Consider the following 24653-nt stretch of genomic DNA (forward strand, 5'->3'; position numbering starts at 1 on the left):
GGGCGACCCTGCGGCGCGTTTTATTTCAAAAGGGGGCTTTCCCATGCTCACCTATCATCTCGATCCCAAAAGCCAAACGCCGCTTTATGAGCAGCTTTACCGCGCGGTGCGCGGGGATATCATGTCCGGCACGCTCGCCGCCGGGGACAAGCTGCCCTCCAAGCGGCAATTCGCCGCGCACCTGCGCGTCAGCCAGATCACGGTGGAGACCGCCTACGGCCAGCTTTTGGCCGAGGGCTACCTTGTTTCCGAGCCAAGGCGCGGCTATTTTGTGCAAAAGCTGGCCGCGCTGCCGGTGCGCGAACCGACGGGCGCCGCGCCGCAGGCCGCGCCCGTAACCGCGCCTATGGACGCGGTAAAATTTGATTTCCGCACCAATATCGTCGATACCGGCTGTTTTCCGTTCAGCATCTGGGCTAGACTGAGCCGCAGTGTGTTGAGCGAATACTCGGAACGCCTTTTGCGCGCGGCGGCCCCCGGCGGCGCACGCGAGCTGCGCGAGCAGATCAGCCGGTATTTGCACGATTTTCGCGGGCTGGACGTTTCGGCCGACCGTATTTTAGTCGGCGCGGGCTCGGAATACCTGATCCATCTGATGATCGAACTGCTGGGACGCGACCGTGTATACGCGCTTGAAAACCCTGGCTACCGCAAGCTGTACCAGATTTTCGCGGTGAACGGCGCGGCGGTGCGCCCGCTCCCGCTCGACGAGAGCGGCCTGCGCGTGGACGCGCTGCGGCAAAGCGACGCCTCCGCCGTTTATCTCACGCCCTCACACCACTTTCCTCTTGGGCTGGTCATGCCCGCCGGACGGCGCACCGAGCTGCTGCACTGGGCCGCCGCCGCGCCCGACCGCTATTTGATCGAGGACGATTACGACAGCGAGTTCCGCTATTCCTCCCGCCCGATCCCCGCGCTTGGCGAGCTGGACCACGCGGGGCGCGTGATCTATGTCAACACCTTTGCCAAAAGCCTCGCGCCCTCGCTGCGCATCGGCTATCTGGTGCTGCCGGAAGCGCTGATGGCGCGCTACCGCGAAACCTTTTCGCTCTATTCCTCCACCGTGCCCAGCTTCGAGCAGCACACGCTGGCCGAATTCATGCGTTCCGGTGGGTTCGAGCGGCACATCAGCCGCAGCCGAAAGGTGTACCAGTCCCGTCGCGACGCGCTGCTCGCGGCGCTGACGCGCGAGCTTTCCCCCATTCCCTTCGAGGTATCGGGCGCGGAAGCCGGGCTGCATATTCTGCTGCAAGTGAAAAACGGCATGGATGAGCAAACGCTCATCGCCCGCGCGCTTCAAACCGGGGTTCGCGTATACGGCCTGTCCGGCTATTATACGCCGCCCGTCCGTCCGCCGCGCGCCACGCTCGTCCTCGGCTACGCCGGCCTGACCGAAACCGAGATCGCCGCCGCCGTCAAGCTGCTGGCCAAAGCTTGGCGGTAGCTGCCGTGCACCCGGCCGCGTGAGGTCACGCGGCCCTACGGCTGCCTGTGTTGTGGAGCGGCGTGACTGTATAGCCCACATGGTATACAGAGGGCGTCACGCCCTACAGCATCGGTGAGTGGTTTTCCCGCTTACGGCGGCGGCAGCCGCTTTATTGTAGGGCGCGACGCCCTCGGCGCGCCGGGAGCGAAGCACCGGTATATGTGGGCGCGCCCATCACGCCGGTCCGGCGGAGCGAAGGCACCCGTCCACTGAATCCCTAGGCACCCGGAACGGCACCACGACACATTTTTGTAAAACAAAAAGTCGGCAAGCAACTCCCCCGGACAGAGCGAGGGAAAGGAATGGAGATCAAAGGGGAAGGGAAAACCGCCAAGGTTTTCCCTTCCCCTTTGCCCCCGCGCCGGGCGGCGCATCGTCTTTTCTCGCCGGGCGCCGTATCCCGTCTACTTTTTCTTCTTCACCGCGGAGCCGTACTGCACGGCGTCCGTGCCGAATTTCTCGCGCAGAGCGTCCATGGCGCGGTCTAAGCTGCGCTGTTTGTCCACGTTCTTCAGTCCGTCCGCGCCGTCAAACAGCGACAGCTGCTCGCCAGCCGCCTCGGCGGGCAGCAGATTCATCGCGGTCACGGCAAGCAGGCGCACCGGCTTTTCCGGCTTCCAGCGGGCGCGCCAGATCGACATGGCGGTGTCAATCAGCATGCGGGTGGAATCCGTTGGCCGGTCGAGCGTCACCTGCCGCGAGATGTTGCGGAAATCCGGGTCGCGGATGATGAGCTGCACGGTCTGGCACCGCAGGCCGCGCCTGCGCAGGCGGCGGCCCACGGTGTCGCACAGCGCGGTGATGCCGAAATGGCACTCGGTCTCGCCCAGCAGGTTGTGCGAAAACGTCATGCTGTTGCCGACGGACTTGACCTCGCGTTCCTCGTAAAACGAACGCACGGGCTCATCGTCCTCGCCCCGCGCATAACGCCACAGTGTATCGCCCATTTTGCCGAACACGCTGTGGGCCAGCGCCCGGTCGCACGCGGCCAGATCGCCGATGGTATGCACGCCCATCGCGCTTAAGCGGTCCGCCGCGCGCTTGCCGACATACAGCAGCGTATTTACCGGCAGGCTCCAGACCAGCTTCTGATAGTTTTCGCGGGAAAACACCGTGGTCGCGTCCGGCTTTTTGTAATCGCTGCCCAGCTTGGCATAGGCCCGGTTCCACGATACGCCGACCGAGATCGTCAGCCCGATCTCTTCCCGCATACGCCGCCGCAGCTCGTTTGCGATCTGCTCGCCTGTGCCGAACAGATGCAAGGAGCCGGTGACGTCCAGAAACGATTCGTCAATGCCGAACGGATCAACCAGATCGGTATAGCCCAGATATAATTCGTTGCACTGGCGCGAAATGCGCACGTATTCGTCCCGGTGCGGCGGGATCAGCCTCAGCTCCGGGCACTTTCGCCGGGCCTGCCAGATGGTTTCCGCCGTTGTCACGCCAAAGCGCTTGGCTTTTTCATTCTTGGCAAGGATGATGCCGTGACGGCTTTCCGGATCGCCGCATACTGCCATGGGGCCCGCGTCCAGCGAAGGATCGAGCAACGTTTCGACTGAGGCGTAAAACGCGTTGCAATCGCAATGCAAGATGGCCCGGTCCATGCACCCTCCTCCTTTCAGCGAACATTTGTTTCTATTATTATACTGGATTTTTCTTTTCTTGACAAGCCGCACGCATGGCGTTATACTGAAACTTGCAAGCAGGGGTGCCGTGATGAGCGGCTGAGAGGGCGAGAGCCTAACCCTTTGAACCTGTTGGTTAGAACCATCGTAGGGAAGCTGCCGCATCGAGAAATACTTAGGGATATCGAATGCCCCGGTTTTACCGCATGGTAAAACCGGGGCATTTTTTCTTGCGAAAAGAGGCGTGACCAATGAAAGTAAACGGAAAAACCATACCGCTGAATGCGGAAATGACCGTGCATTCGCTCCTGATGCAGCTGGGACTGGACCCCAAGCGCGTCGCGGTGGAGCGCAACGGCCAAATCGTGCCCCGCGCGCGCTTTGCCGACCAAGCGCTCGGCGAGGACGACGTTTTAGAGCTCGTTGAGTTCGTGGGAGGCGGCTGATGGTCACACGTGAAGAACTGCACGCCGCGCTCGTCCAGCGGCACGGCGAAGTTGTTCAGCAAAGGCTGGATCGGGCCTGCGTCGGCATTGCGGGGCTGGGCGGGCTGGGCTCCCATATCGCGGCGCACATGGCGCGGTTGGGCGTTGGGCGGCTCACGCTGGTCGATTACGACGTGGTCGATATCACCAACCTGAACCGCCAGTACTACACGGTGAAGGATATCGGCATCCCCAAGACCTTGGCTTTACAGGAACAACTAGAAGCAATCAATCCATATTTATATTACGATACGTATACCGAGCGTATCGTGCCCGCCAACGCCGCGCGGTTATTCACCGGCTGCGACGTGGTGTGCGAAGCCTTTGATCGTGCCGACCAAAAGGCCATGCTGATCGAAACCCTGCTCTCCGCCCTGCCGGATACGCCGGTAGTATCGGCCAGCGGTATGGCGGGCTACGGCTCGCCGAACGTCATCCGCACCGAACGCCGCTTCGGTCATTTATATGTGTGCGGCGACGGAACCAGCGATATCGCGGACGGCCTTGGCCTGATGGCCCCGCGCGTGGCGCTGTGCGCCGCCCATCAGGCGACGACGGCGCTTCGCCTGCTGCTGGGCGAGACCGAGCCGTAAAAAAGAAGACGCTGCGAAATGCAGCGCCTTCTATACGGGTTCTTATTCGCTCTCTACCGGCAATTCGGACGCGCAGTGCGCGCATTTGGTCGCGCCGAGCGGGATTTCACTCAGGCAAAACGGACAGATCTTGGTGGTCGGCGCGGCGGGCGCTTCCTCTTTATGGCCCAAGTGGGTCAACTTGTTCACCGCCTTCAGAATACAGAAAAGGATGAACGCCATGATTAGAAAGTTAACTACTGTACCGAGGAAGTTGCTGACAAAACCCGTCACCTGCTCCATGCTGTAACGCGTTCCGCCAATCAGACTGATGATCGGCGTGATGAAATTATCGGTCAGCGAAGTAACGATACCGGAAAACGCGCCGCCGATGATAACGCCTACCGCCATATCCATGACATTGCCGCGCAGCGCAAAGGCTTTAAATTCCTCTATGAACTTTTTCAAAACAATTCCTCCCCATTTCATTTACTACCTATTATTTTACGCCCCACGCCGGGGTTGTCAATGCAATAATCGACAAAAGGAGTGTTTTTTACGTGAAAGATGAGCTTATTCTGCGCGGACACGCGTTCCGCTCCCGTTTTATCCTTGGCTCAGGCAAGTATTCGCTGGAGCTGATCCGCGCTGCGGTCGAATCGGGCGGCGCGGAAATGATCACGCTGGCCCTGCGCCGGGTGAATGAGGGCGGCGCGGCCAATATCCTCGACCATATCCCGGAGGGGGTGACCCTGCTGCCCAATACCTCGGGCGCGCGCAACGCGGACGAGGCCGTGCGCATCGCCCGGTTGGCGCGCGAATGCGGGTGCGGCGACTTTGTCAAGATCGAAATCATGCGCGACAGCAAATACCTGCTGCCCGATAACCAAGAAACCATTCGGGCGACCGATATTTTGGCGGGCGAGGGCTTCATCGTCATGCCGTATATGTACCCCGATCTGAACGTGGCGCGCGATCTGGTGAACGCGGGCGCGGCGTCCATCATGCCGCTGGCCGCGCCGATCGGCACCAACAAGGGACTGGCAACGCGCGAGTTTATCAAAATCTTGATTGACGAGATCGATCTGCCCATCATCGTGGACGCGGGCATCGGCCGCCCGTCGCAGGCGTGCGAGGCCATGGAACTGGGCGCGGCTGCCGTCATGGCGAACACCGCCATCGCGACCGCGGGCGACGTGCCCGCGATGGCGGGCGCGTTCCGTCAGGCGATCGAAGCCGGGCGCGCCGCGTACCTTGCCGGGCTGGGCCGCGTGCGGGATACCGCCGCCGCTTCCTCTCCGCTGACCGGCTTTCTGCGCGACGAGGGGGAGGACTGATCTATGTTAGACCCAGTAACAAACGCCCAATACATCACCGCCGAGACCGACCACATGCAATACCAGCCGGGCATGGACGACATCGGCAGTGAAACGCAGGATGAAGTGATCGCCCGCATGCAGGCCATGGAGTTCGACCGTTTCACCGCGCGGGATGTGACCCGCGCCCTTGCAAAGGACGTGCTCGCGCCGGACGATTTCGCGGCCCTGCTCTCCCCCGCCGCCGCGCCGTTTTTGGAGCAGCTCGCGCGCCGCGCGCAGCAGGAAACGCGAAAGCACTTCGGTACCTCGGTGCAGATGTTCACCCCGCTCTATATCGCCAATTACTGTGAAAACTACTGCATTTACTGCGGCTTCAACTGCCATAACAAGATCCGCCGCGCCAAGCTGGATACGGATGAGATCGAACGCGAATTGCAGGCGATCACCCAAACCGGCTTGCAGGAAATCCTGCTGCTTACCGGCGAAAGCCGCTCCATGTCGCCGGTCGATTACATCGGCGAGGCCTGCCGTCTGGCGCGCAAATACTTCCGCGTGGTCGGCGTTGAGATCTATCCGCTCAATGTGGACGAGTACGCGCATTTACACGCGTGCGGCGTGGACTATGTCACCGTTTTTCAGGAGACCTACGACGCGGACAAGTATTCCACGCTCCATCTGGGCGGACACAAGCGCATTTTCCCCTACCGGCTGAACGCGCAGGAACGCGCGCTCATGGGCGGCATGCGCGGCGTGGGGTTCGCGGCGCTTTTGGGCCTATCGGATTTCCGAAAGGACGCCTTTGCCACCGGCCTGCACGCCTATTTGCTGCAACGCAAGTATCCGCACGCCGAGATCGCCTTTTCCTGCCCGCGCCTGCGGCCCATCATCAACAACGATAAAGTGGGTCCCAAGGATGTGCATGAGCCGCAGCTTTTGCAGGTCATCTGCGCCTACCGCGTCTTCATGCCCTTTGCCTCCATCACGATCTCCACGCGCGAACGCGCCGGGTTCCGCGATCATATCATCGGCATTGCGGCGACCAAGATATCCGCCGGCGTTTCGACCGGCATCGGCGAGCACAGCGAGGACAACGCGGACAAGGGCGACGCGCAGTTCGAGATATCGGACAACCGCACGGTCGACGAGGTTTACGCCGCTATTGAGCGCCACGGCCTGCAGCCCGTCATGGCCGATTACATTTATGTATAAGTAAAACGAGTAAGGAGAAGCGCAAATGAGAAATTACGCCACCCAAATGGACGCCGCCAAGCGCGGCATCGTCACGCCGGAAATGGAAACGGTAGCAAAAAAGGAAAACCGCACGGCAGAGTACATCCGCGCGCGTGTCGCAAAGGGCACGATCGCCATCCCGGCAAACGTGAACCACAAGAGCCTGTCCGCCGAGGCGGTGGGCGACGGCACGCGCGTCAAAATCAACGTAAACCTTGGCATTTCGGGCGACGCAAAGGATTATGAGCTGGAAATGCGCAAGGTAAAGCTTGCGATTGACATGGGCGCGGAATCCATTATGGATCTTTCCAACTACGGCAAGACAAATACTTTCCGTAATAAATTGATCGATTATTCCCCCGCGATGATCGGCACCGTACCGATGTATGACGCGATCGGCTATCTGGAAAAGGACTTGCTCGAGATCACCGCGCAGGATTTTCTAAAGGTCGTCGAGGCGCACGCCAAGGAAGGTGTGGATTTCATGACCATCCACGCCGGGATCAACCGCCGCTCGGTGGAAACCTTTATGCGTGAAGGCCGCGAAATGAACATCGTTTCGCGCGGCGGCTCGCTGCTGTTCGCTTGGATGCAGATGACCGGCAACGAAAACCCGTTTTTTGAGTATTACGACGAGGTGCTGGACATTCTGCGCGCCTATGATGTGACCATTTCGCTGGGCGACGCGCTGCGCCCCGGCTGCCTAAAGGATGCGTCCGATCACGGCCAGATCGCCGAGCTGATCGAGCTGGGCCACCTGACCGAGCGCGCGTGGGCGCGCGACGTGCAGGTCATGGTGGAGGGGCCGGGCCATATGGCCATGAACGAAATCGCCGCCAATATGGTGATGGAAAAGCGCCTTTGCCACGGCGCGCCGTTCTACGTGCTCGGCCCGCTCGTGACCGATATCGCACCGGGATACGATCACATCACCTCGGCCATCGGCGGGGCGATCGCGGCGAGCAGCGGCGCCAACTTCCTGTGCTACGTCACCCCAGCCGAGCACCTGCGCCTGCCCGATTTAGACGATGTGCGCGAGGGTATCGCGGCTTCCAAGATCGCGGCGCACGCGGCCAATATCGCGCTGGGCCTGCCGGGCGCGCGCGACCGCGACGACGCGATGGCGGCGGCCCGCCATAAGCTGGACTGGGAGGAGCAGTTCTCCCTTGCGCTCGACCCGGAAAAAGCGGAACGCTTCTATCATCAGGTGCCGCCGACCGAGCGCCACACCTGCTCGATGTGCGGCAAAATGTGCGCCGTGCGCACGACCAATTTGATCCTTGAGGGCAAGAAGGTAGAGTTTTGCTCCGAGCAAGGCGCTTGCTCCTGAGAAGCACGCCGCAACGCAGCAAGCGTAAAATTTTCCGTTTCCCTTTTTCCGTTTCCTCATTCTTTTTTCGCGCCGTTCTATGGTATAATAGCCGCAAAGCGGCTATTATACTTTGATTAAATTAATTATACCATCAGCGGCTCTTAGGTGTGTTTTGACTCTTCGGAATTGCTTGCCGCTGTGGTATAATAGCCGCAAAGCGCCTATTATACTTTGATTAAATTAATTATACCACCAGCGGCGCACAAGCGTTTTTTGACACTTTGAAAATGCTTGCCGCTGTGGTATACTGAGTGCAATACATATCGAGGGGGATTTGATAAAATGATGAAACGGATATGCTCCGTCCTGCTCGCGGCGGCGCTCGCGCTGTCGCTTACCGCGTGCGGCGGAACCAAGCGGGAATCCGCACAGGCGGTTGTGGAAAGTGCGATCGGCGCTGTGCAAAACGTGGACTTTGCCGCCATGAAGACCTATTGGGGCGAGGATACGCTGGGCCAAATGGAATCCGCCGCCCAGCCGGAAGCGGACGATGAGGACGCGCAGGTTATGAAAGCCGTAACCAAGCACCTTTCCTACACCGTTAAGGAAAGTAAGGAAGACGAAAAAGCCGGCACGGCCACCGTTACGGTGGAGTTCACCAACGCCGACATGACGGCCATTATGTCCGAATTTATCCAGCAGGCGTTTTCGGACGCGCTCAATTACGCCTTCCTGCCCGAGGACCAGCAGCCCTCCGAAGAAGAAATGGACCAGAAGTACTTAGACATTCTGACCGGACTGTTGGCGCGCGAGGATAACAAGATGGTCACCAACACCGTCGATATCAGCCTAAAGCTGACAGACGACCAGTGGACGATCGAGTCCGACGACAAGGTGTTGGACGCCATGCTTGGCGGCATGCTGTCCTCCGCGGACTCCATATCCGATTCGCTCGGCGGCGATTCGTAAATACCAAACAGATACAAGGCCCCGATGTTCCAAAAGGAACATCGGGGCCTTCGTAGTGCTTACCTTTATAAACTGCACAGCGCCGCGCACAGAACGCGGAGCAGCGCGCTGGCCGCGGCAAGGGCAAGGCAGATCATGTAGGGTATGCGGCAGTCGGACAGCAGCGCGGTGCTGCGCCCTGCCGCGCGCTGCTCGGAGGCGCACCATACCATGGCCGCCGCCGCGAGCAGCGCGGGCGCGGAAAGCACCGCGGGCAGCCCGGTGGTCAGCACCGAAAGAAAAATGCCGTTCTTTTGCGCCACGCCTACCGCGACCGTTAGCGCCAGCACGAAGCCGCGCGCCGCGCAAAGCCCCGCGAGGAACAGCGCCGCCGGGCGCAGCATTGTGCACAAAAGAGGCAGGATGACCCATAGGAGCGCGCACAACACGCTTTTCAGCGCCTGCGCGGGCAGGGCCGAGATCAGGCCCGCGAGCTGCACAGCGCCGTCCTCCTCGCCCGCGATCAGGCCGGTCAGGCCGCCCGCCACCGCGCCGCATAAAAACATCGCGCTTAGGAATAAAAACGCCGGTGTGCGTACAATTTCATCAAAAAAGCCGAGAACATGCCGTTTTCTCATACGTCTCCCCCTTGCGGAAGGTTGATAATACAGCATATTCCCGGCTATTCGGTTTTAGAACCCGCCTTAGTCGATCAGCGCGTTGACCAGATCACGGCACGGCTGGTGCAGGAAGATACGCGCGGAACGCGACGCATCGAACTGAACGGACAGCTTGCCGTTTTCATCCCTCGACAGGGTCGCGGAAACGACCTCGGTGCCGAACTGTACGCGCTCCAAGATAAAATCGGCGTTCACGCGAGGATCCTCGCAGACAGGCACGACCGTGCGCGTGCGCGTGCACTGCGAGACCGGCGCCAGAACCGTGCCCATTTCGCGTTTGGAGGCGGGCACCAGCACGATCTCGCTCTTGACCACCGCCGCGGCTTCGTCTTCGCAAAGCACCACGTCGTACCCGGCGGCCGCTTCCTTGGCCGTCTGGTTTTTGGCGGATATAAACATATTATTGGCGGGTATAACCTGTTTTTCCAGTATCGCGCGGATCAGGCGCGTCAGGTTCTCCCCTTCTCCAATCACTGCTACACGAATCTTGTGTGGCATTTGAATCAACTCCTTCAGGGACGCTCATAATATTTCAGCATTATTATACGGCAAAAAACGTGCAACTTGCAATGCCTTTTACATTATTTTTAAATGTTTTGGTGTATTGACTAATCTGCACAAATTTTCTCCGCCGCTTTCAGATAGATTGCACACTCCAAACGCTTGCGCTCCATCTCACAGCCGAGATCGTACGAATCATTCATATCGCCGTTCATGTTGTAATTTGCCGCCGAGCAGCCGCCCGAGCAGTAGAATTTAGCCCAGCACTTCTGGCACTTGGGCCGGGAATAAATGTTCATGCCCGCGAATTTTTGCGCGATATCCATGTCAAACGAGCCGTCCAGCACGCTGCCCTGCCGAAATTCTTCCTTGCCGACGAACTGGTGGCAGGGATAAATATCGCCGTCCGGCGTGACGGCGACGTACTCATAGCCCGCGCCGCAGCCGCGCAGCCGCTTGACCACGCACGGCCCCTGATCCAGATCGACCATGAAGTGGAAGAAGGAAAACGGTTTGCCCGCTTTCCGCCGCTCCAGCATGATCTCGGTCAGGCGGTCGTACTCCGCTTCAATTTTCGGCAGGTCGTCCTCGGTCAGGTCGTAGCCGCAGCCGGGGTCGGCTGTGACCGGTTCGACCGAAAGGCGGTCAAAGCCAGCGTCCGCGATGTGCGTCACATCCTCGGCAAAATCAAGGTTGTGCGAGGTAAAGGTGCCGCGCGCGTAATAATCCTTTTCCGGGTCGCGCTCGTCTACCAGCGCCTTAAATTTAGGCACGATCACATCGTAGCTGCCCGCGCCCGACACGGTCTTGCGGAACTCGTCGTTGACGGCCGGACGGCCGTCGAGCGACAGGACGACATTGTCCATATTCTCGTTGATGTAGCGGCGTTTGTCCTCATCGAGCAGCACGCCGTTGGTCGTGATGGTGAAGCGGAACTTTTTATTGTGCTTTTGCTCGATCGACCGCGCGTAATCGACCGCGCGCACCACCGTGTCCCACGCCATCAGCGGTTCGCCGCCGAAGAAGTCGATCTCGATATTGTGCCGCGCGCCCGAACGGCTTACGACAAAGTCGATCGCGCGCTCGGCCACCTCGGGCGGCATGATCTTGCGGCCCTGACCGAAGTCGCCGGTCGAAGCAAAGCAGTATTTGCATCGCAGGTTGCAGTCATGCGCGACATGCAGGCACAGCGCCTTGACCGGCGCGCCGACCGGCACATAGCGGGAAACGTCGATATAATCGTCCTCCGCGAAAAGCTGGCCGTTCTTTTTCAGCGCGTACAGTTCGCCCCAAGCTTCCCGCACCGCGTCCGCTTCAAACCGGCCGAGCGCGTCCACCACCTGCTGCGGGCAGGTTTCCCCCATGGTTTCATCGGCAAGGCCGGAAACGGCGTAGCTTACGTCATCCAGCACATGCACCGCGCCGGAATTGACGTCCAGCACAAAATTGAGTCCGTTTTTCTGATAGCGATGGATCATTTCTATTTGTTCCTCCGATGTAAGTAAAAAACAAGGCGCGCCGCATCGGCACGCCTTGCGATTGGACTTCAGTAGGAGCTAACTGCTCACTTAGAGTGCTCGCACTTCTGGTTGGCCACCGTGCAAGAAGTCTTGCAGGCGGACTGGCAGGAAGTCTGGCACTCGCCGCAGCCGCCCTTAGCGGCGGTCTGCTTCAGGGTCGCCGAAGTCAGAGTCGTAACATGCTTCATGGTGTTTCCCTCCTATTTTTTCAGGTGCTTATGGCGTTTTTTTCTGCGCATGCTCGCACCGGCAAAACCGCCGAGCGCTGCGCCGACAACCATCGAGGCAAAACTGATGACCGTGCGCGGAATATGTACCGGCTGCCGCAGGACAAGAGCGCCCACGGCAAGCAGGACTAGAAAAATCAGCGCGCCGGCGCCGACCGCCCAAAGGAATTTGCCGCCCGGCGCGCGCTTTGCCGATAGAAAGGCCGCCGCCGCACTGCCGACCGCTAAAAAAGCGAGCGCCAGAGGAGCGATCGCGCCTTCGCCGACCGTGCCGCGCTGCACCAGCAGCGCGCCGGCCAGCATCAGCAATAAAGTAAGCCCCAGGCCCAGTAGCGCCGACGGCAACAAAATGCCGATAGGCGACAGGTCATCATTCGTTTTTTTCATCTGCGCTTTCCTCCCGCCGAAAGTTTGGCGCGTCCGGGTGAAGGACGAACCTTTGCGCTATCTTATTCGGCAAGGCGCCGGGATATTACTTCGCGTCCTTGGGCGCTTCTACCGACTCGGTCGGCTCCGCTTCCTTGCCGCGGATAGCCCAGCGGTAGATCTTCAGCTTGGTGCGGTCGTTCGAGGTCTCGATGATCAGCACATCGTCCTTGATATTGACCACACGGCCGATAAAACCGCCGATGGTGGAAATCTCATCGCCGATATCGATCGAGTTACGCATTTCCTTCTCCGCCTTGTCGCGCTTACGCTGCGGGCGGATCAGCATGAAGTAGAACAGCACAATCAGCAGCACGAGCGGCGCAAACTGCATAATCGCCTGCAAGTATTGTTGTCCACTTGGCATTTTTAACACCTCCTCGTGCAATTTGCCGTTAATACTGTTATTATACTAAACCGTACCGCAAATTACAAGCTTTTCTTTATCAAACGGCGCGTTTTTTCGCGCATGAAAAAAGAGAAGTGCAATGCTTGCCCTTCTCTTTTTTCGGTCCGCTTTTTAATAAACCGGCTGTACCGGCTTGCCGGAATGGAAGGAATTTGTGATCGCGTAGGTGACGATCGTGGCCTTGGTCCCGTCGTACACGGTGATCTCCGGCTTGCGCCCCTGCTGAATGCAGTCGATAAAATCCACCATTTCGAGCAGGTACGCCTCGGCAAAGCGCTGCGGGAAGTTTTCAATGATGGGCTGTACCGCGCCGTTTTCGTCAAAGATCATGGCGCGGTTTTTCCACGGCACGCCCGCTACGCGAATGTGCGCGTCCGTGCCGACGATCTCGGTCTCGGTATGGTAGCCGTGCGGCGCCGTTCGCCCGACGTGCAGGAAGGCCACGGTGCCGTTGTCCAGCTTGAGCATGGCCATGCCGGTCTCGGTGTCGCCGCCCTGCGCAAATTCGGGATGCTTAAAGGTCGTGCCGGCCGCGTATACCTCGGTGATCTCGCCGCCCAAAAACCAGCGCATCAGGTCGATATCGTGACTCGCGGCGTCAATGAAAATACCGCCCGAGGTCTTGCAGAACTTGATGCAGCTTTCGACGCACGCCTCGGGATCGAGCCCCGTGGCCTTGACCAGATAGGGCTTGCCGATCCGGCCCGCGTCGATCTGGGCCTTGGCGTCCGCGTAGGAAGGATCGTACCGGCGCATGAAGCCTAGGAAAAACAGCTTGTCCGGATGGCGCTCAACGGCCGCCTCGGCGCGCTTGCACTCCTCCAGCGAGCAGCCCAGCGGCTTGTCGGTAAACACATGCTTGTCCGCGTCGAGCGCGTATTCGATCATCCAGCAGTGCTCGGGCGAAGACGATACGATCACCACCGCCTCGATATCGGCCTGATCGACCATTTCCTTATAATCAAGATAGGTCTGCGGCACGTTCAGTTCGTCCCTCGCGCGGTCGAGTTCGCTCTGCTCCAACGAGCACGCGGCGGTCAGGCGGCAGCCCGGTATTTTAAAGGCCAGATTTTGTGCATGAACCCAGCCCAGACGGCCCAGACCGACAATGCCAACTTTGATTTGCTTCATTTGGGTTTCCCTCTCTTCTTTCTCTTGGGTGTTTCTTCTCTCGCGCCTCCCATTTTATAGAAGGCCTGCCGCGAAAGCAATACGCGCCGGTAAAATACGCGCATTTGCACAGAACCCACCGTTTCCGCTGCGGCGGTTTGCATAAAAAAACCGGCCCAATAGGCCGGTCTTGCATGTGCGCTGTGCGGGGAACGTGCTTACAGCAGCTCCTGTGAAATGATGAAGCTGTCCGTATAAAGCTTGTCCTTTTTCGGCGGCATACCGCGGCGCAGCAGGTTATATAGCGTGATCACGGCTTTGTACGCCTTTTGGGTAAAGGTTTGCCCGATGATAAAGTCGATCTGCCCGTTTTGCAGATATTTTTTCGCCGCCGGCGTCAGATCGTTGCAAATAATGCGCACCGGATGCCCGGCCTGCGCCTTACGCACCCCATCGACACAGCCGGAAACGCTTTCATTCGCCATATAAATGTACTTCAGGCGCGGCCTTTCCCTCAGCGCGCTGCATACGGTGGCGCTGGTCGCATCAAACCGCTCGTAGCACTCCGCGATGGTGTAGCAATCGGGCGAAAAGCCCTGCGATTGCAGGTAACGCACAAAGCCGTCGACGCGGGCCTTGCCCGTTTCAAAGTCCATGCGCCCCGTAACGATGAGCACCTCGTCGTTCGGCCGCATAAAGCGCGCCATCAGCCCGGCCGCGATCGCGCCCGATCGGTACAGGTCCTGCCCGATATAGCACACGCGCTTGGAATTGGGCACATCCGAATCATAGGTGACGACCGCGATGCCGCGGGCCGCGAGCTCGTCTATTTTCATCTCGATCACCGAGGATTGCGCCGCGCTCAGCACAATGCCGTTCACGCCCTGCCCGGCCAGCCGGTCCAGCAGCGCGATATACTCATCCGGCGAGCGCGAGGTCATCTCGTACGTCAGTACGCGCAGCGCGCTGTCGTTGATGGCGTGCTCGGCGTCGTTGATGCCCGCGTAGGTCTGCCGCGCAAAGTAGCTGTCATGCCACTTGGGCAGCAATACCGCGATCGTCACGATTGAGGACGAAACGGGCTCCCTTCCGGTTCCGCCGACCGAATAGCCGCTTTCCCGCAATACCGACTCTACCTTTGCCCGGGTCTCGGGCAGCACATGCGGCCTGCCGTGTAAAACACGGTCCACCGTGCCGCGGGAAACGCCGCACGTCCGCGCAATATCGCTGATTGTCCGCTTCACAGCTGTTCACCCGTGCGCTGCAGCATTTGCTGCGTGTAGATCGCCAGTCCGGTGTAGCACCGCTGCGCGCGCGGCTCAATGCCAAGGCACAGCATTTGGTACATGCTTTCGACGGCCTGCGCCGCCGTCCGCGCCACGCTCTGCCCGATCACGAAGTCCACATCGCCCGACGCGAGGAACCGGCGCGCGGCAGCCGTCGTATCGTTGCAAATCACGGTGATCTTATAGGGAAGCTGCGCGCGGCGAATGCCCTCTATGCAGCCGGACACGCTTTGCGTGGCCATATAAATGTAGCGGATATGCTCATCCATGCGCAGTTGATGGTGCACGGTGCGCGCCGTTTCCTGAAATATCTCGTTGCAAAATACGATGGTAACGATACCTCTCCCTTCATGAACCGCCTGAGAAGGCGGAATAAGCTCGCCCAGCCGCTCTTCAAAGCTTTCCACGCGCTTGCGGTGCGAATAAAACTGCATATCGCCCGATACGGCCAGCACGCGCTCGCCCGGGCGCAGGTACTTGGCCATCAGGCCCCCCGCCACACGGCCGGCGCGCGCGACGTCCTGCCCGACATAAAAAGCCGCCGGACACTGCGGCAGCTCGTCCATGCAGGTCACGATGCGCACGCCCTTGTCCGCCGCGCGGTTCAGGCGGGAGGTGATCTCGTTTTCCATGGGCGCGTTGAGGATGACGCCCTCCACCCCTTGCGCGAGCAGCCGGTCGATCGCCTCCGCGTGCTCGCCTACCGAACGCCCTGCAAGCTGCTCAATGATGAGGGAAAACTCCCTTTTATCGGTCTTGGCCAGCGCCGTGCGGATGCCCCGCTGCGAATGACGGAAAAAATAGCGGTCCGGCCAGCCGGGAAGAATCACTCCCGCCGTATGGCGAACCGTGCATTTTTCAATCTGTGAAGGGGAGCGATAGCCTGTTCGCGCCAGCGCGGACAGCACATTCCGCCTGATTTGCGGATGCACATAAGGCCGGTTATGCAACACACGGTCCACGGTGCCGCGCGATACGTTGCACATTTTCGCGATTTGCTCGATCGTTACCTTCATTCCATACAGTCTCCTTGGTCTCGCTTATGTCCGGGCGTGTTTTTGAATCATTATACACTGAGCCTATGGGCATTTCAAAAAACGCACAGTGCACACAATCAAACCAAGGAAAAACACTCTTATTGATGCACAATATATGCAAAAGTACAGGAGCTATCATAGTGAAAACGACGATATAAAATATGCACATTGACTTATTATGGTGAACTATCTAGAATTTTATTGTACGCATCGCACAAATGCTGTGCAGTGTGTGCATCTTATAAACCGGTTAGAGGACCGGCTTATCGGAAGACGCACAGAAAATGAGAAGAGAAAGAAGAGGTACAAACTATGAAAAAGAGACTATTTGCCATGTTGCTCGCTAGCGCGATGTTGACCGGCATGCTGTCCGGCTGCGGCGACAAGCCCGCCGAGCCCACGGCAGACGGCGATTCCGCCGGTACGTCCGACGCGTCCACGCCTGCCGGCGACGGCAACTACTCGATCGACGTGATCCTTAAGACCACGGCTTCCGAGTACTGGCAGTACGTACAGGCCGGCGCGCTGGCCTACGCCAAGGAGAACCCGAACGTAAAGGTAGAAGTCAAGGGCGCGCCGAGCGAGACCTCCTATGACGAGCAGCTGAACATGATCCAGACCGACCTTTCGAGCGATTACGACGGCTACGTCATCGCGCCGCTGCAGGCCGACATGGTCGCCAATCTGGTCAAGGGCCAGACCAAGCCGATCGTCGCGGTTGATACCAAGATCGAAGCACCCGAAGTACTTAGCTTCATCGGCACCGGCAACGAGTCCGCCGGCAAGCTGGGCGGCGAAGCCGCTGCCAAGCTCGCGAAGGAGCGCGGCTGGGAAGAGATCAAGTGCATCGAAATCGCCGGCGTACAGGGCGACACCACCAACACCGACCGTATGAACGGCTACAAGGCTGGCGTTGAAGCTGCCGGCGGCGAGTTCCTCGACAGCGAAGTACAGTACGCGGACGCCGTGCCGGACAAGGCCGTTGCCGCGATGGAAGGCATCATCTCCAAGTTCCCGGAAGGCGTTGCGATCATCTGCGCCAACAACGACGACATGGCGATGGCAGCCGCTAAGGTAGCCGCGGATAACGAAAACTACAAGAACACCGTGTTCCTTGGCTTTGACGGCATCCAGTCCGCCTGCACCGCCATCCTCGAAGGCCGCCTGACGATGTCTGTCGCGCAGCAGGGCTACGAGATGGGCTACAAGTCTGTTGAAGCAGTCGTCAACAAGCTCAATGGTCAGGAGATCGAAGCCTTCATCGACTCCGGCGCCGACATCGTAAACGCGGACAACGCACAGGAGCGCAAGGATACGCTGCAGGGCTATCTGGATTCGGTAAAATAACGATCACACAGGTTTGAGTGCAATCATAAACCAATAATTGACGCCTCTGTCAACAGTTTTGCTGAAAAACGAAAACAGAGGCGTCTCTCTTTCCGCAGGGTCAAAACAAAGCCCCCTCTGCGGTAGCCGGTATTAGCCAACAAGCGGCGGCCGTGACGAACACGGCCTCCGCTTTGGTTTGCCGGGCACGTACGCATCTCGGAGAAAAGGGTGATCTAATATTTATGAGTGAATACGTAGTAGAACTAAAAAACGCTACCAAACGATTTCCGGGCGTGGTGGCGCTGAAAAACATGAGTCTCGCGGTCAAGCCCGGAGAAATACTGGGGCTGATCGGAGAAAACGGCGCGGGCAAGTCGACGCTGATCAAGGTACTGACCGGCGTGCATCAGGCGGATGAAGGGCATATCTATGTCAACGGACAGGAAATGCACTTTAAGGATCCGAACGATTCTGCGGCTGCAGGCATCGCGTGTGTATATCAGGAACTGAATATTGAGCCGCTTTTGAGCATCACGGATAATATTTTTATCAACAAGTGGCTGAAAAAGGGCGGTCTGCTCGATTATTCCGCCATGCATAAAAAGGCCAAGGAGGTCATGGAATCCCTTGGTCAGGATGTCGACCCGACCAAGGCCGCGGGTACGTTCGGCATGGGCGTGCAGCAGATGATTGAGATCGCCAAGGCCGTGCTGATCGACGCGAAAATGATCATCATGGACGAGCCGACCTCTTCCCTTGGCGAAAAAGAAGTAGACCAGCTGATGAAAACGTGCCGCGAGCTCCGCGAGCGCGGAATCGGCATCGTATTTGTTTCGCACAAACTCGAAGAGCTGTTCGAGCTGTGCGACCGCGTAACGGTCATGCGCGACGGCGAGCATATCTGGACCAAAAAAGTGACCGATACCGACAACGACGACCTGATCACCGGCATGGTGGGCCGCAGTCTGGAGAACCAGTTCCCGAAGGAATTCGGCGAAAAGGGCGATTGCGCGCTCAAGGTAGAGGGCCTGCAGGAAGGCGGCGTGCTGTACGACGTCGGCTTCGAGGCTTACAGCGGCCAGATCTTGGGCTTTGCGGGTCTGGTAGGCGCCGGACGCACGGAGACGATGCGCGCGATTTTCGGCGCGGACCCGATCGACGGCGGCAAGGTATACATCCATGGCAAGGAAACGCGCATTGGCTCTCCGCGCGACGCGATCCGCAACAAGATCGCCTTCCTGACCGAGGACCGCAAGGGACAGGGCTTGGTGCTGGCGCAGACCATTCGCACCAACCTGATCATGGCAAATATGAAGGGCTTTTGTAATGGGCCGTTCTTGGATGAAAAGCGGATAGAAGATTCCGGCGAGCAGCACATCAGCTCGCTGCGCATCAAGACGCCGTCGATCGACGAGATCGTCGGCCAGCTGTCGGGCGGCAACCAGCAAAAGGTGGTCATCGGCAAGTGGGTCAACACGGACGCGGACATTTTCATTTTCGACGAGCCGACGCGCGGCATCGACGTCGGCGCAAAGGTCGAGGTCTACAACGTCATGAACAGCCTTGTCATGGCGGGTAAATGCGTGATCATGGTATCGTCGGAAATGCCCGAAATCCTCGGCATGAGCGACCGGGTGGTCGTTATGCGCGGAGGCCGGGTCATGGCGACGATCGATCGCGACAGCAAGCATTTCAACCAAGAGGATATCATGAAAGCTGCATGGGGAGGAACATTAGATGACTAAGACCAAAAAGAAGAGCGCCGGTGCGTCGCAGCTTGGCACACTGATCGCGCTGATACTGCTGTGTATCGTGCTTTCGATCGTAACCAAGGGCAAGTTTCTCAATCCAAGTAATTTAATGAACGTATTGAGCCAAACCTCGTTCAACGCCCTGCTGAGTATCGGCATGCTGCTGTGTCTGATCACGGCCGGCATCGACCTGTCGGTAGGCGCGAATGCAACGTTTTGCGCTTGTATGGCGGGCATGCTGGTACAGCGCGGTTCGAGCAACGCCGTACTGATGCTGGTGATCGCCATTGCCTCCGGCACGCTGATCGGCTGGGTCAACGGCATGCTGCTCACGCGCCTGCACCTGCCTCACCCGTTCGTATCCACCTTGGGCATGAAAAACTTCCTGTGGGGCCTCGCGCTGCTGGTAACCAGCTCGCAGATGGTATCCGGCTTCCCGGCCGGCGTTATGTGGCTGGGCGACGCGCGCGTGTTCAAGTCCTTCGGCGGCGGCGTGCCGGTCAGCTTCCTGCTGGTTATCGTTCTTTACATCATCATGCATGTGTTCCTGACGCGCTCGGCGCTGGGCCGCTCGATCTACTGCGTGGGCGGTAACCCGGAAGCCGCGCGGCTGTCCGGTATCCACTCGGCTAACGTACTTACCTTCTGCTATACCCTTTCCGGCCTGTGCGCGGCCCTCGCGGGCATCGTATCGATCGGCCGTTCGTCCATCACCAACGGCGTTAACGCCGTGCAGCCGTTTGATACCGACGCGATCGCGGCCTGCATCATCGGCGGCGCATCGTTCATGGGCGGCAAGGGCACCATGCTCGGCACCATCATCGGCGCGCTGATCATCGGCGTGCTGCGCAACGGCTTTACGCTGCTGGCCGCTTCCTCGGCCATCCAGAACATGGTGCTTGGCCTTGTTATTATCATCGCCGTCTTTATCGACGTCACGCGTGAGCGCATGGAGGCTAAGGCCCGCCGGCTCGCCGCTAAATAAGCCCATATCATTTCATTTTTCTTCTATTATCCCTAGCAAAGACGCCGACCGCCGGTTTTCCGGCGGTCGGCGTCTTTGTTGCCGTTATCCTGCGGTGTGATCCCGCAATCGTCTATTTCGCGCTCAAACGCATAGGACAGCCCGCCCCGCGCATAGGTTACCGTAAAACGACGAAATGAGGTGCACCGCCATGTTTTGGACGGCCCTGCTCGCGCTTTCGGGCGCATTTTTCTTTTTTGTCCTGCGTGTGCAAGGCGCGGACGGTTCGTTTCCCAAACCGCTTTCGCCCGAAGAGGAACAAGACCTGCTCCGCCGCATGAACGAGGAGGGCGACCAAGACGCCCGCACCGCTCTGATCGAGCACAATCTGCGGCTGGTGGCCCATATTGTAAAGAAGTATTACTCCGACAAATCCGAGCAGGACGATCTGATCTCGATCGGCACGATCGGGCTGATCAAGGCGGTGGGCACCTTCCGGCCGGATAAAAACATTAAGCTGGCTACCTATGCCTCCAAATGCATCCAAAACGAACTGCTCATGCATTTTCGCCAAAAGCGCAAAAGCGCGGGCGAGCTTTCGCTCTCCGACGCGCTCGACACCGACGGCGAGGGCAACGCTCTTGCCCTGATGGACGTGATCTGCTGCGAGGACGAAAACCTTTGCGCCGTGGACGATCACGACCGGTACGACGCCATGTATCAAGCCCTTGCCCATGGCCTGACCCCGCGTGAACGCGAGATCATCCGCCTGCGCTACGGCCTCGGCCTTCCCGCCGCCCTCCCCCAGCGCGAGATCGCCAAACAGCTCGGCATCTCGCGGAGCTATGTATCGCGCATCGAGAAAAAAGCGCTGGAAAAAATGAAGGAGCGGCTCGGGCAGCGAAGCGAATAAGCGGCACGCCGACAGCACGCCGGCGCGCCGCTATGACTTGCCGCCTGGGACAGGGTTCGCGCGGACGGCGTTTTACTTTTCTTGGGCCGGGCGAATCGAGCCGCCCTCTATCCAAGTCACCTCTACGATCTGCCGCCGCAGCGGCGCCTTACCGCCGCCGATACGATCCGTCAGTGTGCTGACGATCAGATCGGCTTGCGCGGCGTTGCCGGGGTCGAGGGTGGTCAGCCGCGGCTGGACGTTCAGCGTCAGGTCGATATTGTCGAACCCGACCAAACCGATATCATCCGGGATACGCAGTCCCAGATCCTGCGCCGCTTCCATCACGCAAATGGCGATCTGGTCGCAGCCGCACAAAAACACCTCCGGCAACGCCGGGTGGGCTTGCAAATAGCGCTTCTGATCATGAAACAGCGTTTCGGTATCCGCGGCGCAGTCGGTCAAGACCCATTCCGGACGGCGTTCCAGCCCCAGCGCGTCGAGCGCGGCCTGAAACCCCATGTATCGTTCCCGCTGTCCAACGCCCAGCGAGACATTGCCCAGAAAGCCGATCTTGCGGTAACCGCGCTCGTACAGCCGGTACACCGCGTTGTGGATGGCGGACAGATTATCCTCCATCACGCAATCTGTGAACCTGTCGCAAAAATAAAACCCGCTGGTGACAACCGGAATGTCCAGATCAAACACCAGATGAATCTGTTCATACGCCATGTCCCCCAGTATGATAATGCCCTTGATACTATTGATCTGGCAGAACGTGCCAAGCTGCTCCCGGGTCATACGGGGATTGAACATGCTTTCTACGATCAGTCCATAGCCCAGACTGTTTAGCCGGCTTTCCAAAAAAGTCTTGAGCTCTGTATAAAAATAAAAGGTGGAAAAATAGCTGGAATCGGTGAAGATACAGATATTTTGCTGGGTCTGTACTTTTCCGCCAGCCGGGGCAAAGCCTGTTTGCGCGCCGCTTTCGTTATAAACATAACCCAGTTCGTCCGCCATGCGAAGGATCTCTTCCCGGGTCTCCTTTTTGATCGTTGGTATATTGCGCAGCGCTAGGGAAACCGTGTTCTGTGATATGTCCAGACGCTTTGCAATGTCCTTCATCGTCACTTTTCCCTTTTTTACTCCTGCTGCGTTTTTCACAAGTTATCAGCCCCTACCGGCGGCGTTGGCCGCCGCAACATTAAAATCTATTTTTGCGCATTATGAGATCGCCTTTTGTTCATTCTACCACAAATTAAGCGAAAAGTCTTTACCCGATCACGCCGTACGGCCGCGCTTATAGGCAGCCGTTCACACGAAATGCCGCCTGCAAGCAAAGCATTCTTGCAGGCGGCGTTTTTCTTTTGGAAAAAGCTTAAAAATCAAACGTGGTGGTCAGCTCCATGGTTCTGCCGGTCTCCGCGGCTTCGTACCCTTTTTCGATGATCTCAATGACGTGAGCGGCGCGGTCCGCCGTGTTGAGCGGCTTTTCTCCGGTTTCCATACATGCGCAGATATGCAGCACATCCTGCACGGTGTGCACGGTTTCAGGCTTGCTGGGCGCGGCGATATCCTCCGCGGGCTGATACCAGCCGTATGTACTGCCATTGACCGGCTGGCTGGTATAGTACTCAAGCGGCACCTCCCGCTTGCTCCAACCGCCGATGCGGGCAATGCCCTTGGTGCCGAACATTTCCACCAGCGGCCCGCAGCGGAACTGCGGCGTGCAGAAATTACCGGTGATGGCCGCAAAGCGGCTTTCGCCAAAGTCGATCAGCAGGTAGGTGTTGTCATCCATTTGCACATCCAGCTTTTTGCCGTTCCAGAAGCGGTCGGGCTCGGCAATGCCGGAAAAACCGCACACGCGCTTGGCGGGACCGAGCAGATTGACCAGCGTGGTGATGGAATACACCGCAACGTCGCCCATCGGTCCGCCGCCCTTTTTGTAATACTGGGAGGGATCGATGCCGAAAAGCTCCTGCTTTTCATGCCCGGGATGACCGCCGAAGCCGCGCGCCCAGCACACCTTGCCCAGCACGCCTTGCTCCATCAGCTTTTTAACCTCTTGATTTTCCGCGAGCACCATCTGGCCCGGCGCGGCGCACAGGATCAGGCCCTTTTCTTTTGCCAGCGCGACCAGCTCGGTCGCTTCCGCGGCGGTCTCGGTAAAGGTTTTTTGACAGTACACGTTCTTACCCGCGAGCAGCGCCTTTTTCACCTGCTGATAGTGCAGCGGGATGGGCGATAACACGATCAGCAGATCCATATCGGCTTCGGCCAGCATTGCGTCATAATCCGTGTAGGCCTTTGCCGAAAAACCGAACTTTTCAATGTGCTCCGCCGCGCGACCGGACACCGGATCGCAGATCGCGGTCACTTCCACCAGATCGCGGATATCCTCGCGGACAAACGCCGGATAATAATCGGTATAGGCAATGAAGCCGCTGCCCAAAACCGCCAATTTAGTTGCCTTGCTCATAATAATAACCTCTTTTCATCTATTTTGTTGAAACATCGTATTGCAGGCCAATCCGCTCCCGTATTGTATCCATGCAGCGCATGACCCGACATGTCGTTTCGATCGGGATCACGTCGCTGTCGGTCTTGCCGTCGCGGACGCACTGGTTAAACGCGCGGATCATAAAATCGTGGTGCTCCTTCTGGGTGGACACCGAGCCGCCGAACGACCGGGTCTCCCATTCGCCGCCGTGCATTTTAATATCGTACGAGGTGGAGTACCAGATGTTATCGATAAAGATTTTCCCCTTGGTGCCGACGATCGTCCAATCCTGCCGCTCCTCGGATTCGATGGAGGCGTTCAGATAGACCGTGCAGCCGTTTTCGTATTGGTACAAGATCGAGGTGGTCTGGTCCACGCCGGTCTCGCCGAAATGCGCCTGCGCGTCGATACGCACCGGATCGCCTCCCGCGAAGAAATCCGCGAGCGACGTGACGTACACGCCCACATCCATCAGCGCTCCGCCGCCGAGTTTGCGGTTGAACATGCGACCCTGCGGCTGATAGGGCGTGATAAAGCTGCAATGGCCCTCCATCAGCACGATATCGCCCAGCGCGCCTTCCAACAGCTTTTGTCTGGCGTCCTGAAACTCCGGTTTGAACCGCGTCCACATGGCCTCCATCAGCAGCAGTCCCTTTTGTTTGGCCAGCGCCATGACCTCTTCCAGTTCCGCCGCGCATAAGGTGATGGGCTTGACGCAAAGCACATGCTTGCCGTGCTCCAGCGCCAGCTTGATCCCCTCCTTATGGAAGCAGTGCGGCGTTGCCACATATACCGCGTCGATCTCCGGATCTTGCAGCATTTCCTCGGGCGAGCCGTAGGCGCGCGGCACGGAAAATTCCTTTTGATACGCCTTTGCGATCTCCAGCGATACATCCGCTATGGCAATGATCTCGCTGTTATCGATCGTTTGGTTCGTTTTGGCGAACATATGCGCGATCCAGCCCGAACCGATAACGCCCCACTTGATTGTTTTCATACCAGTCTCCTTTCCGCTTATAACACAAATAGATAGCCGGCCTT

Annotated in this window: 25 protein-coding genes and 1 riboswitch; of the genes, 11 read left to right on the plus strand and 14 right to left on the minus strand. The window is 58.6% G+C overall.

All coding sequences use genetic code 11. From position 1 onward, the window contains the following. Window positions 1-43 precede the first annotated feature (43 nt). Complete coding sequence (gene pdxR, locus RWV98_RS14815; protein WP_317861722.1) at window positions 44-1444, plus strand: MocR-like pyridoxine biosynthesis transcription factor PdxR; 1401 nt, start codon at window positions 44-46, stop codon at window positions 1442-1444. Window positions 1445-1890: 446 nt separating this feature from the next. Here pdxR and dinB read toward each other — a convergent pair whose 3' ends face one another. Continuing rightward, window positions 1891-3090 (minus strand): DNA polymerase IV, encoded by a 1200-nt coding sequence (gene dinB, locus RWV98_RS14820; RefSeq protein ID WP_317861724.1) that lies wholly within the window; start codon window positions 3088-3090, stop codon window positions 1891-1893. Between the two features lie 90 nt (window positions 3091-3180). After that, window positions 3181-3283, plus strand: a riboswitch (TPP riboswitch). Window positions 3284-3362: 79 nt separating this feature from the next. On the opposite strand from dinB, the gene thiS reads away from it, so the two are divergent. Together thiS and thiF are read left to right on the plus strand one after the other, a co-directional pair. Further along, a complete protein-coding gene (thiS, locus tag RWV98_RS14825) occupies window positions 3363-3557 on the plus strand; it encodes a sulfur carrier protein ThiS (RefSeq protein ID WP_317861726.1) in 195 nt (64 codons plus the stop codon). After that, the gene (gene thiF, locus RWV98_RS14830; RefSeq protein ID WP_317861728.1) at window positions 3557-4189 is read left to right on the plus strand and encodes a sulfur carrier protein ThiS adenylyltransferase ThiF; all 633 of its coding nucleotides are present in this window, start codon (window positions 3557-3559) and stop codon (window positions 4187-4189) included. The genes thiS and thiF overlap by 1 nt, the downstream gene beginning before the upstream one ends. A gap of 42 nt (window positions 4190-4231) precedes the next feature. Here the strand turns inward: thiF and mscL are convergent, their stop codons facing one another. Beyond that, complete coding sequence (gene mscL / locus RWV98_RS14835) at window positions 4232-4636, minus strand: large conductance mechanosensitive channel protein MscL (RefSeq protein ID WP_280962615.1); 405 nt, start codon at window positions 4634-4636, stop codon at window positions 4232-4234. A gap of 92 nt (window positions 4637-4728) precedes the next feature. Here mscL and RWV98_RS14840 point away from each other — a divergent pair, with 92 nt between their 5' ends. The 4 genes from RWV98_RS14840 (at window position 4729) to RWV98_RS14855 (ending at window position 8998) form a co-directional block, all read left to right on the plus strand. After that, the gene (locus tag RWV98_RS14840; RefSeq protein WP_317861731.1) at window positions 4729-5505 is read left to right on the plus strand and encodes a thiazole synthase; all 777 of its coding nucleotides are present in this window, start codon (window positions 4729-4731) and stop codon (window positions 5503-5505) included. Window positions 5506-5508: 3 nt separating this feature from the next. After that, on the plus strand, window positions 5509-6696 hold the full coding sequence (gene thiH, locus RWV98_RS14845) for a 2-iminoacetate synthase ThiH (RefSeq protein WP_317861733.1): 1188 nt from the start codon (window positions 5509-5511) through the stop codon (window positions 6694-6696). Window positions 6697-6721: 25 nt separating this feature from the next. Further along, window positions 6722-8047 carry a phosphomethylpyrimidine synthase ThiC gene (gene thiC, locus RWV98_RS14850; protein WP_317861735.1) on the plus strand — a complete coding sequence of 442 codons (1326 nt, stop codon included), beginning with the start codon at window positions 6722-6724 and terminating at the stop codon, window positions 8045-8047. Window positions 8048-8371: 324 nt separating this feature from the next. Next, window positions 8372-8998: a DUF5105 domain-containing protein gene (locus RWV98_RS14855; protein ID WP_317861737.1), complete on the plus strand. Its 627-nt coding sequence runs from the start codon at window positions 8372-8374 to the stop codon at window positions 8996-8998. Between the two features lie 65 nt (window positions 8999-9063). Here RWV98_RS14855 and RWV98_RS14860 read toward each other — a convergent pair whose 3' ends face one another. The 9 genes from RWV98_RS14860 to RWV98_RS14900 all read right to left on the minus strand — a co-directional run bounded on the left by RWV98_RS14860 (window position 9064) and on the right by RWV98_RS14900 (window position 16152). Beyond that, window positions 9064-9615 (minus strand): hypothetical protein, encoded by a 552-nt coding sequence (locus tag RWV98_RS14860; RefSeq protein ID WP_317861739.1) that lies wholly within the window; start codon window positions 9613-9615, stop codon window positions 9064-9066. Between the two features lie 66 nt (window positions 9616-9681). Continuing rightward, on the minus strand, window positions 9682-10155 hold the full coding sequence (locus RWV98_RS14865; protein ID WP_280962621.1) for a hypothetical protein: 474 nt from the start codon (window positions 10153-10155) through the stop codon (window positions 9682-9684). Window positions 10156-10265: 110 nt separating this feature from the next. Next, complete coding sequence (scfB, locus tag RWV98_RS14870) at window positions 10266-11636, minus strand: thioether cross-link-forming SCIFF peptide maturase (RefSeq protein WP_317861742.1); 1371 nt, start codon at window positions 11634-11636, stop codon at window positions 10266-10268. A gap of 86 nt (window positions 11637-11722) precedes the next feature. Next, window positions 11723-11866, minus strand: a complete 144-nt coding sequence (gene scfA, locus RWV98_RS14875) for a six-cysteine ranthipeptide SCIFF (protein ID WP_280962623.1) — start codon at window positions 11864-11866, stop codon at window positions 11723-11725. 12 nt (window positions 11867-11878) lie between these two features. Next, window positions 11879-12292 (minus strand): TIGR04086 family membrane protein, encoded by a 414-nt coding sequence (locus RWV98_RS14880; protein WP_280962624.1) that lies wholly within the window; start codon window positions 12290-12292, stop codon window positions 11879-11881. Between the two features lie 85 nt (window positions 12293-12377). Further along, on the minus strand, window positions 12378-12698 hold the full coding sequence (yajC, locus tag RWV98_RS14885; RefSeq protein WP_280962625.1) for a preprotein translocase subunit YajC: 321 nt from the start codon (window positions 12696-12698) through the stop codon (window positions 12378-12380). A gap of 153 nt (window positions 12699-12851) precedes the next feature. Next, window positions 12852-13871, minus strand: a complete 1020-nt coding sequence (locus RWV98_RS14890) for a Gfo/Idh/MocA family protein (RefSeq protein ID WP_280962626.1) — start codon at window positions 13869-13871, stop codon at window positions 12852-12854. A gap of 197 nt (window positions 13872-14068) precedes the next feature. After that, window positions 14069-15094 carry a LacI family DNA-binding transcriptional regulator gene (locus tag RWV98_RS14895; RefSeq protein ID WP_317861745.1) on the minus strand — a complete coding sequence of 342 codons (1026 nt, stop codon included), beginning with the start codon at window positions 15092-15094 and terminating at the stop codon, window positions 14069-14071. Beyond that, entirely contained in the window at window positions 15091-16152 is a 1062-nt protein-coding gene (locus RWV98_RS14900) for a LacI family DNA-binding transcriptional regulator (protein WP_317861747.1), read from the minus strand. The genes RWV98_RS14895 and RWV98_RS14900 overlap by 4 nt, the downstream gene beginning before the upstream one ends. 333 nt (window positions 16153-16485) lie before the next feature. On the opposite strand from RWV98_RS14900, the gene RWV98_RS14905 reads away from it, so the two are divergent. The 4 genes from RWV98_RS14905 (at window position 16486) to sigK (ending at window position 21130) form a co-directional block, all read left to right on the plus strand. Then, window positions 16486-17520 carry a sugar ABC transporter substrate-binding protein gene (locus RWV98_RS14905; protein ID WP_280962629.1) on the plus strand — a complete coding sequence of 345 codons (1035 nt, stop codon included), beginning with the start codon at window positions 16486-16488 and terminating at the stop codon, window positions 17518-17520. Window positions 17521-17744: 224 nt separating this feature from the next. After that, window positions 17745-19247 carry a sugar ABC transporter ATP-binding protein gene (locus tag RWV98_RS14910; protein ID WP_280962630.1) on the plus strand — a complete coding sequence of 501 codons (1503 nt, stop codon included), beginning with the start codon at window positions 17745-17747 and terminating at the stop codon, window positions 19245-19247. Then, entirely contained in the window at window positions 19240-20238 is a 999-nt protein-coding gene (locus RWV98_RS14915) for an ABC transporter permease (protein WP_280962631.1), read from the plus strand. Before RWV98_RS14910 ends, RWV98_RS14915 begins: the two co-directional genes overlap by 8 nt. A gap of 190 nt (window positions 20239-20428) precedes the next feature. Beyond that, complete coding sequence (gene sigK, locus RWV98_RS14920; RefSeq protein ID WP_280962632.1) at window positions 20429-21130, plus strand: RNA polymerase sporulation sigma factor SigK; 702 nt, start codon at window positions 20429-20431, stop codon at window positions 21128-21130. 72 nt (window positions 21131-21202) lie between these two features. Here the strand turns inward: sigK and RWV98_RS14925 are convergent, their stop codons facing one another. The 3 genes from RWV98_RS14925 to RWV98_RS14935 all read right to left on the minus strand — a co-directional run bounded on the left by RWV98_RS14925 (window position 21203) and on the right by RWV98_RS14935 (window position 24609). After that, window positions 21203-22273, minus strand: coding sequence for a LacI family DNA-binding transcriptional regulator (locus tag RWV98_RS14925; protein WP_317861749.1), 1071 nt, complete (start codon window positions 22271-22273; stop codon window positions 21203-21205). 214 nt (window positions 22274-22487) lie between these two features. Further along, on the minus strand, window positions 22488-23591 hold the full coding sequence (locus RWV98_RS14930; protein ID WP_317861750.1) for a Gfo/Idh/MocA family protein: 1104 nt from the start codon (window positions 23589-23591) through the stop codon (window positions 22488-22490). Window positions 23592-23610: 19 nt separating this feature from the next. Beyond that, window positions 23611-24609 (minus strand): Gfo/Idh/MocA family protein, encoded by a 999-nt coding sequence (locus RWV98_RS14935; RefSeq protein ID WP_317861751.1) that lies wholly within the window; start codon window positions 24607-24609, stop codon window positions 23611-23613. Window positions 24610-24653: the final 44 nt, after the last annotated feature.

Source organism: Agathobaculum sp. NTUH-O15-33 (assembly GCF_033193315.1).
Lineage (GTDB): Bacteria > Bacillota > Clostridia > Oscillospirales > Butyricicoccaceae > Agathobaculum > Agathobaculum faecihominis_A.

What these genes read in the sequence shown, in the direction of transcription:
- pdxR (WP_317861722.1), top strand. Translation starts at nt 44, where the DNA reads ATGCTCACCTATCATCTCGATCCCAAAAGCCAAACGCCGCTTTATGAG.
- dinB (WP_317861724.1), bottom strand. Translation starts at nt 3,090, where the DNA reads ATGGACCGGGCCATCTTGCATTGCGATTGCAACGCGTTTTACGCCTCA.
- thiS (WP_317861726.1), top strand. Translation starts at nt 3,363, where the DNA reads ATGAAAGTAAACGGAAAAACCATACCGCTGAATGCGGAAATGACCGTG.
- thiF (WP_317861728.1), top strand. Translation starts at nt 3,557, where the DNA reads ATGGTCACACGTGAAGAACTGCACGCCGCGCTCGTCCAGCGGCACGGC.
- thiH (WP_317861733.1), top strand. Translation starts at nt 5,509, where the DNA reads ATGTTAGACCCAGTAACAAACGCCCAATACATCACCGCCGAGACCGAC.
- thiC (WP_317861735.1), top strand. Translation starts at nt 6,722, where the DNA reads ATGAGAAATTACGCCACCCAAATGGACGCCGCCAAGCGCGGCATCGTC.
- RWV98_RS14855 (WP_317861737.1), top strand. Translation starts at nt 8,372, where the DNA reads ATGATGAAACGGATATGCTCCGTCCTGCTCGCGGCGGCGCTCGCGCTG.
- RWV98_RS14860 (WP_317861739.1), bottom strand. Translation starts at nt 9,615, where the DNA reads ATGAGAAAACGGCATGTTCTCGGCTTTTTTGATGAAATTGTACGCACA.
- RWV98_RS14865 (WP_280962621.1), bottom strand. Translation starts at nt 10,155, where the DNA reads ATGCCACACAAGATTCGTGTAGCAGTGATTGGAGAAGGGGAGAACCTG.
- scfB (WP_317861742.1), bottom strand. Translation starts at nt 11,636, where the DNA reads ATGATCCATCGCTATCAGAAAAACGGACTCAATTTTGTGCTGGACGTC.
- scfA (WP_280962623.1), bottom strand. Translation starts at nt 11,866, where the DNA reads ATGAAGCATGTTACGACTCTGACTTCGGCGACCCTGAAGCAGACCGCC.
- RWV98_RS14880 (WP_280962624.1), bottom strand. Translation starts at nt 12,292, where the DNA reads ATGAAAAAAACGAATGATGACCTGTCGCCTATCGGCATTTTGTTGCCG.
- yajC (WP_280962625.1), bottom strand. Translation starts at nt 12,698, where the DNA reads ATGCCAAGTGGACAACAATACTTGCAGGCGATTATGCAGTTTGCGCCG.
- RWV98_RS14890 (WP_280962626.1), bottom strand. Translation starts at nt 13,871, where the DNA reads ATGAAGCAAATCAAAGTTGGCATTGTCGGTCTGGGCCGTCTGGGCTGG.
- RWV98_RS14900 (WP_317861747.1), bottom strand. Translation starts at nt 16,152, where the DNA reads ATGAAGGTAACGATCGAGCAAATCGCGAAAATGTGCAACGTATCGCGC.
- RWV98_RS14905 (WP_280962629.1), top strand. Translation starts at nt 16,486, where the DNA reads ATGAAAAAGAGACTATTTGCCATGTTGCTCGCTAGCGCGATGTTGACC.
- RWV98_RS14910 (WP_280962630.1), top strand. Translation starts at nt 17,745, where the DNA reads ATGAGTGAATACGTAGTAGAACTAAAAAACGCTACCAAACGATTTCCG.
- RWV98_RS14915 (WP_280962631.1), top strand. Translation starts at nt 19,240, where the DNA reads ATGACTAAGACCAAAAAGAAGAGCGCCGGTGCGTCGCAGCTTGGCACA.
- sigK (WP_280962632.1), top strand. Translation starts at nt 20,429, where the DNA reads ATGTTTTGGACGGCCCTGCTCGCGCTTTCGGGCGCATTTTTCTTTTTT.
- RWV98_RS14930 (WP_317861750.1), bottom strand. Translation starts at nt 23,591, where the DNA reads ATGAGCAAGGCAACTAAATTGGCGGTTTTGGGCAGCGGCTTCATTGCC.
- RWV98_RS14935 (WP_317861751.1), bottom strand. Translation starts at nt 24,609, where the DNA reads ATGAAAACAATCAAGTGGGGCGTTATCGGTTCGGGCTGGATCGCGCAT.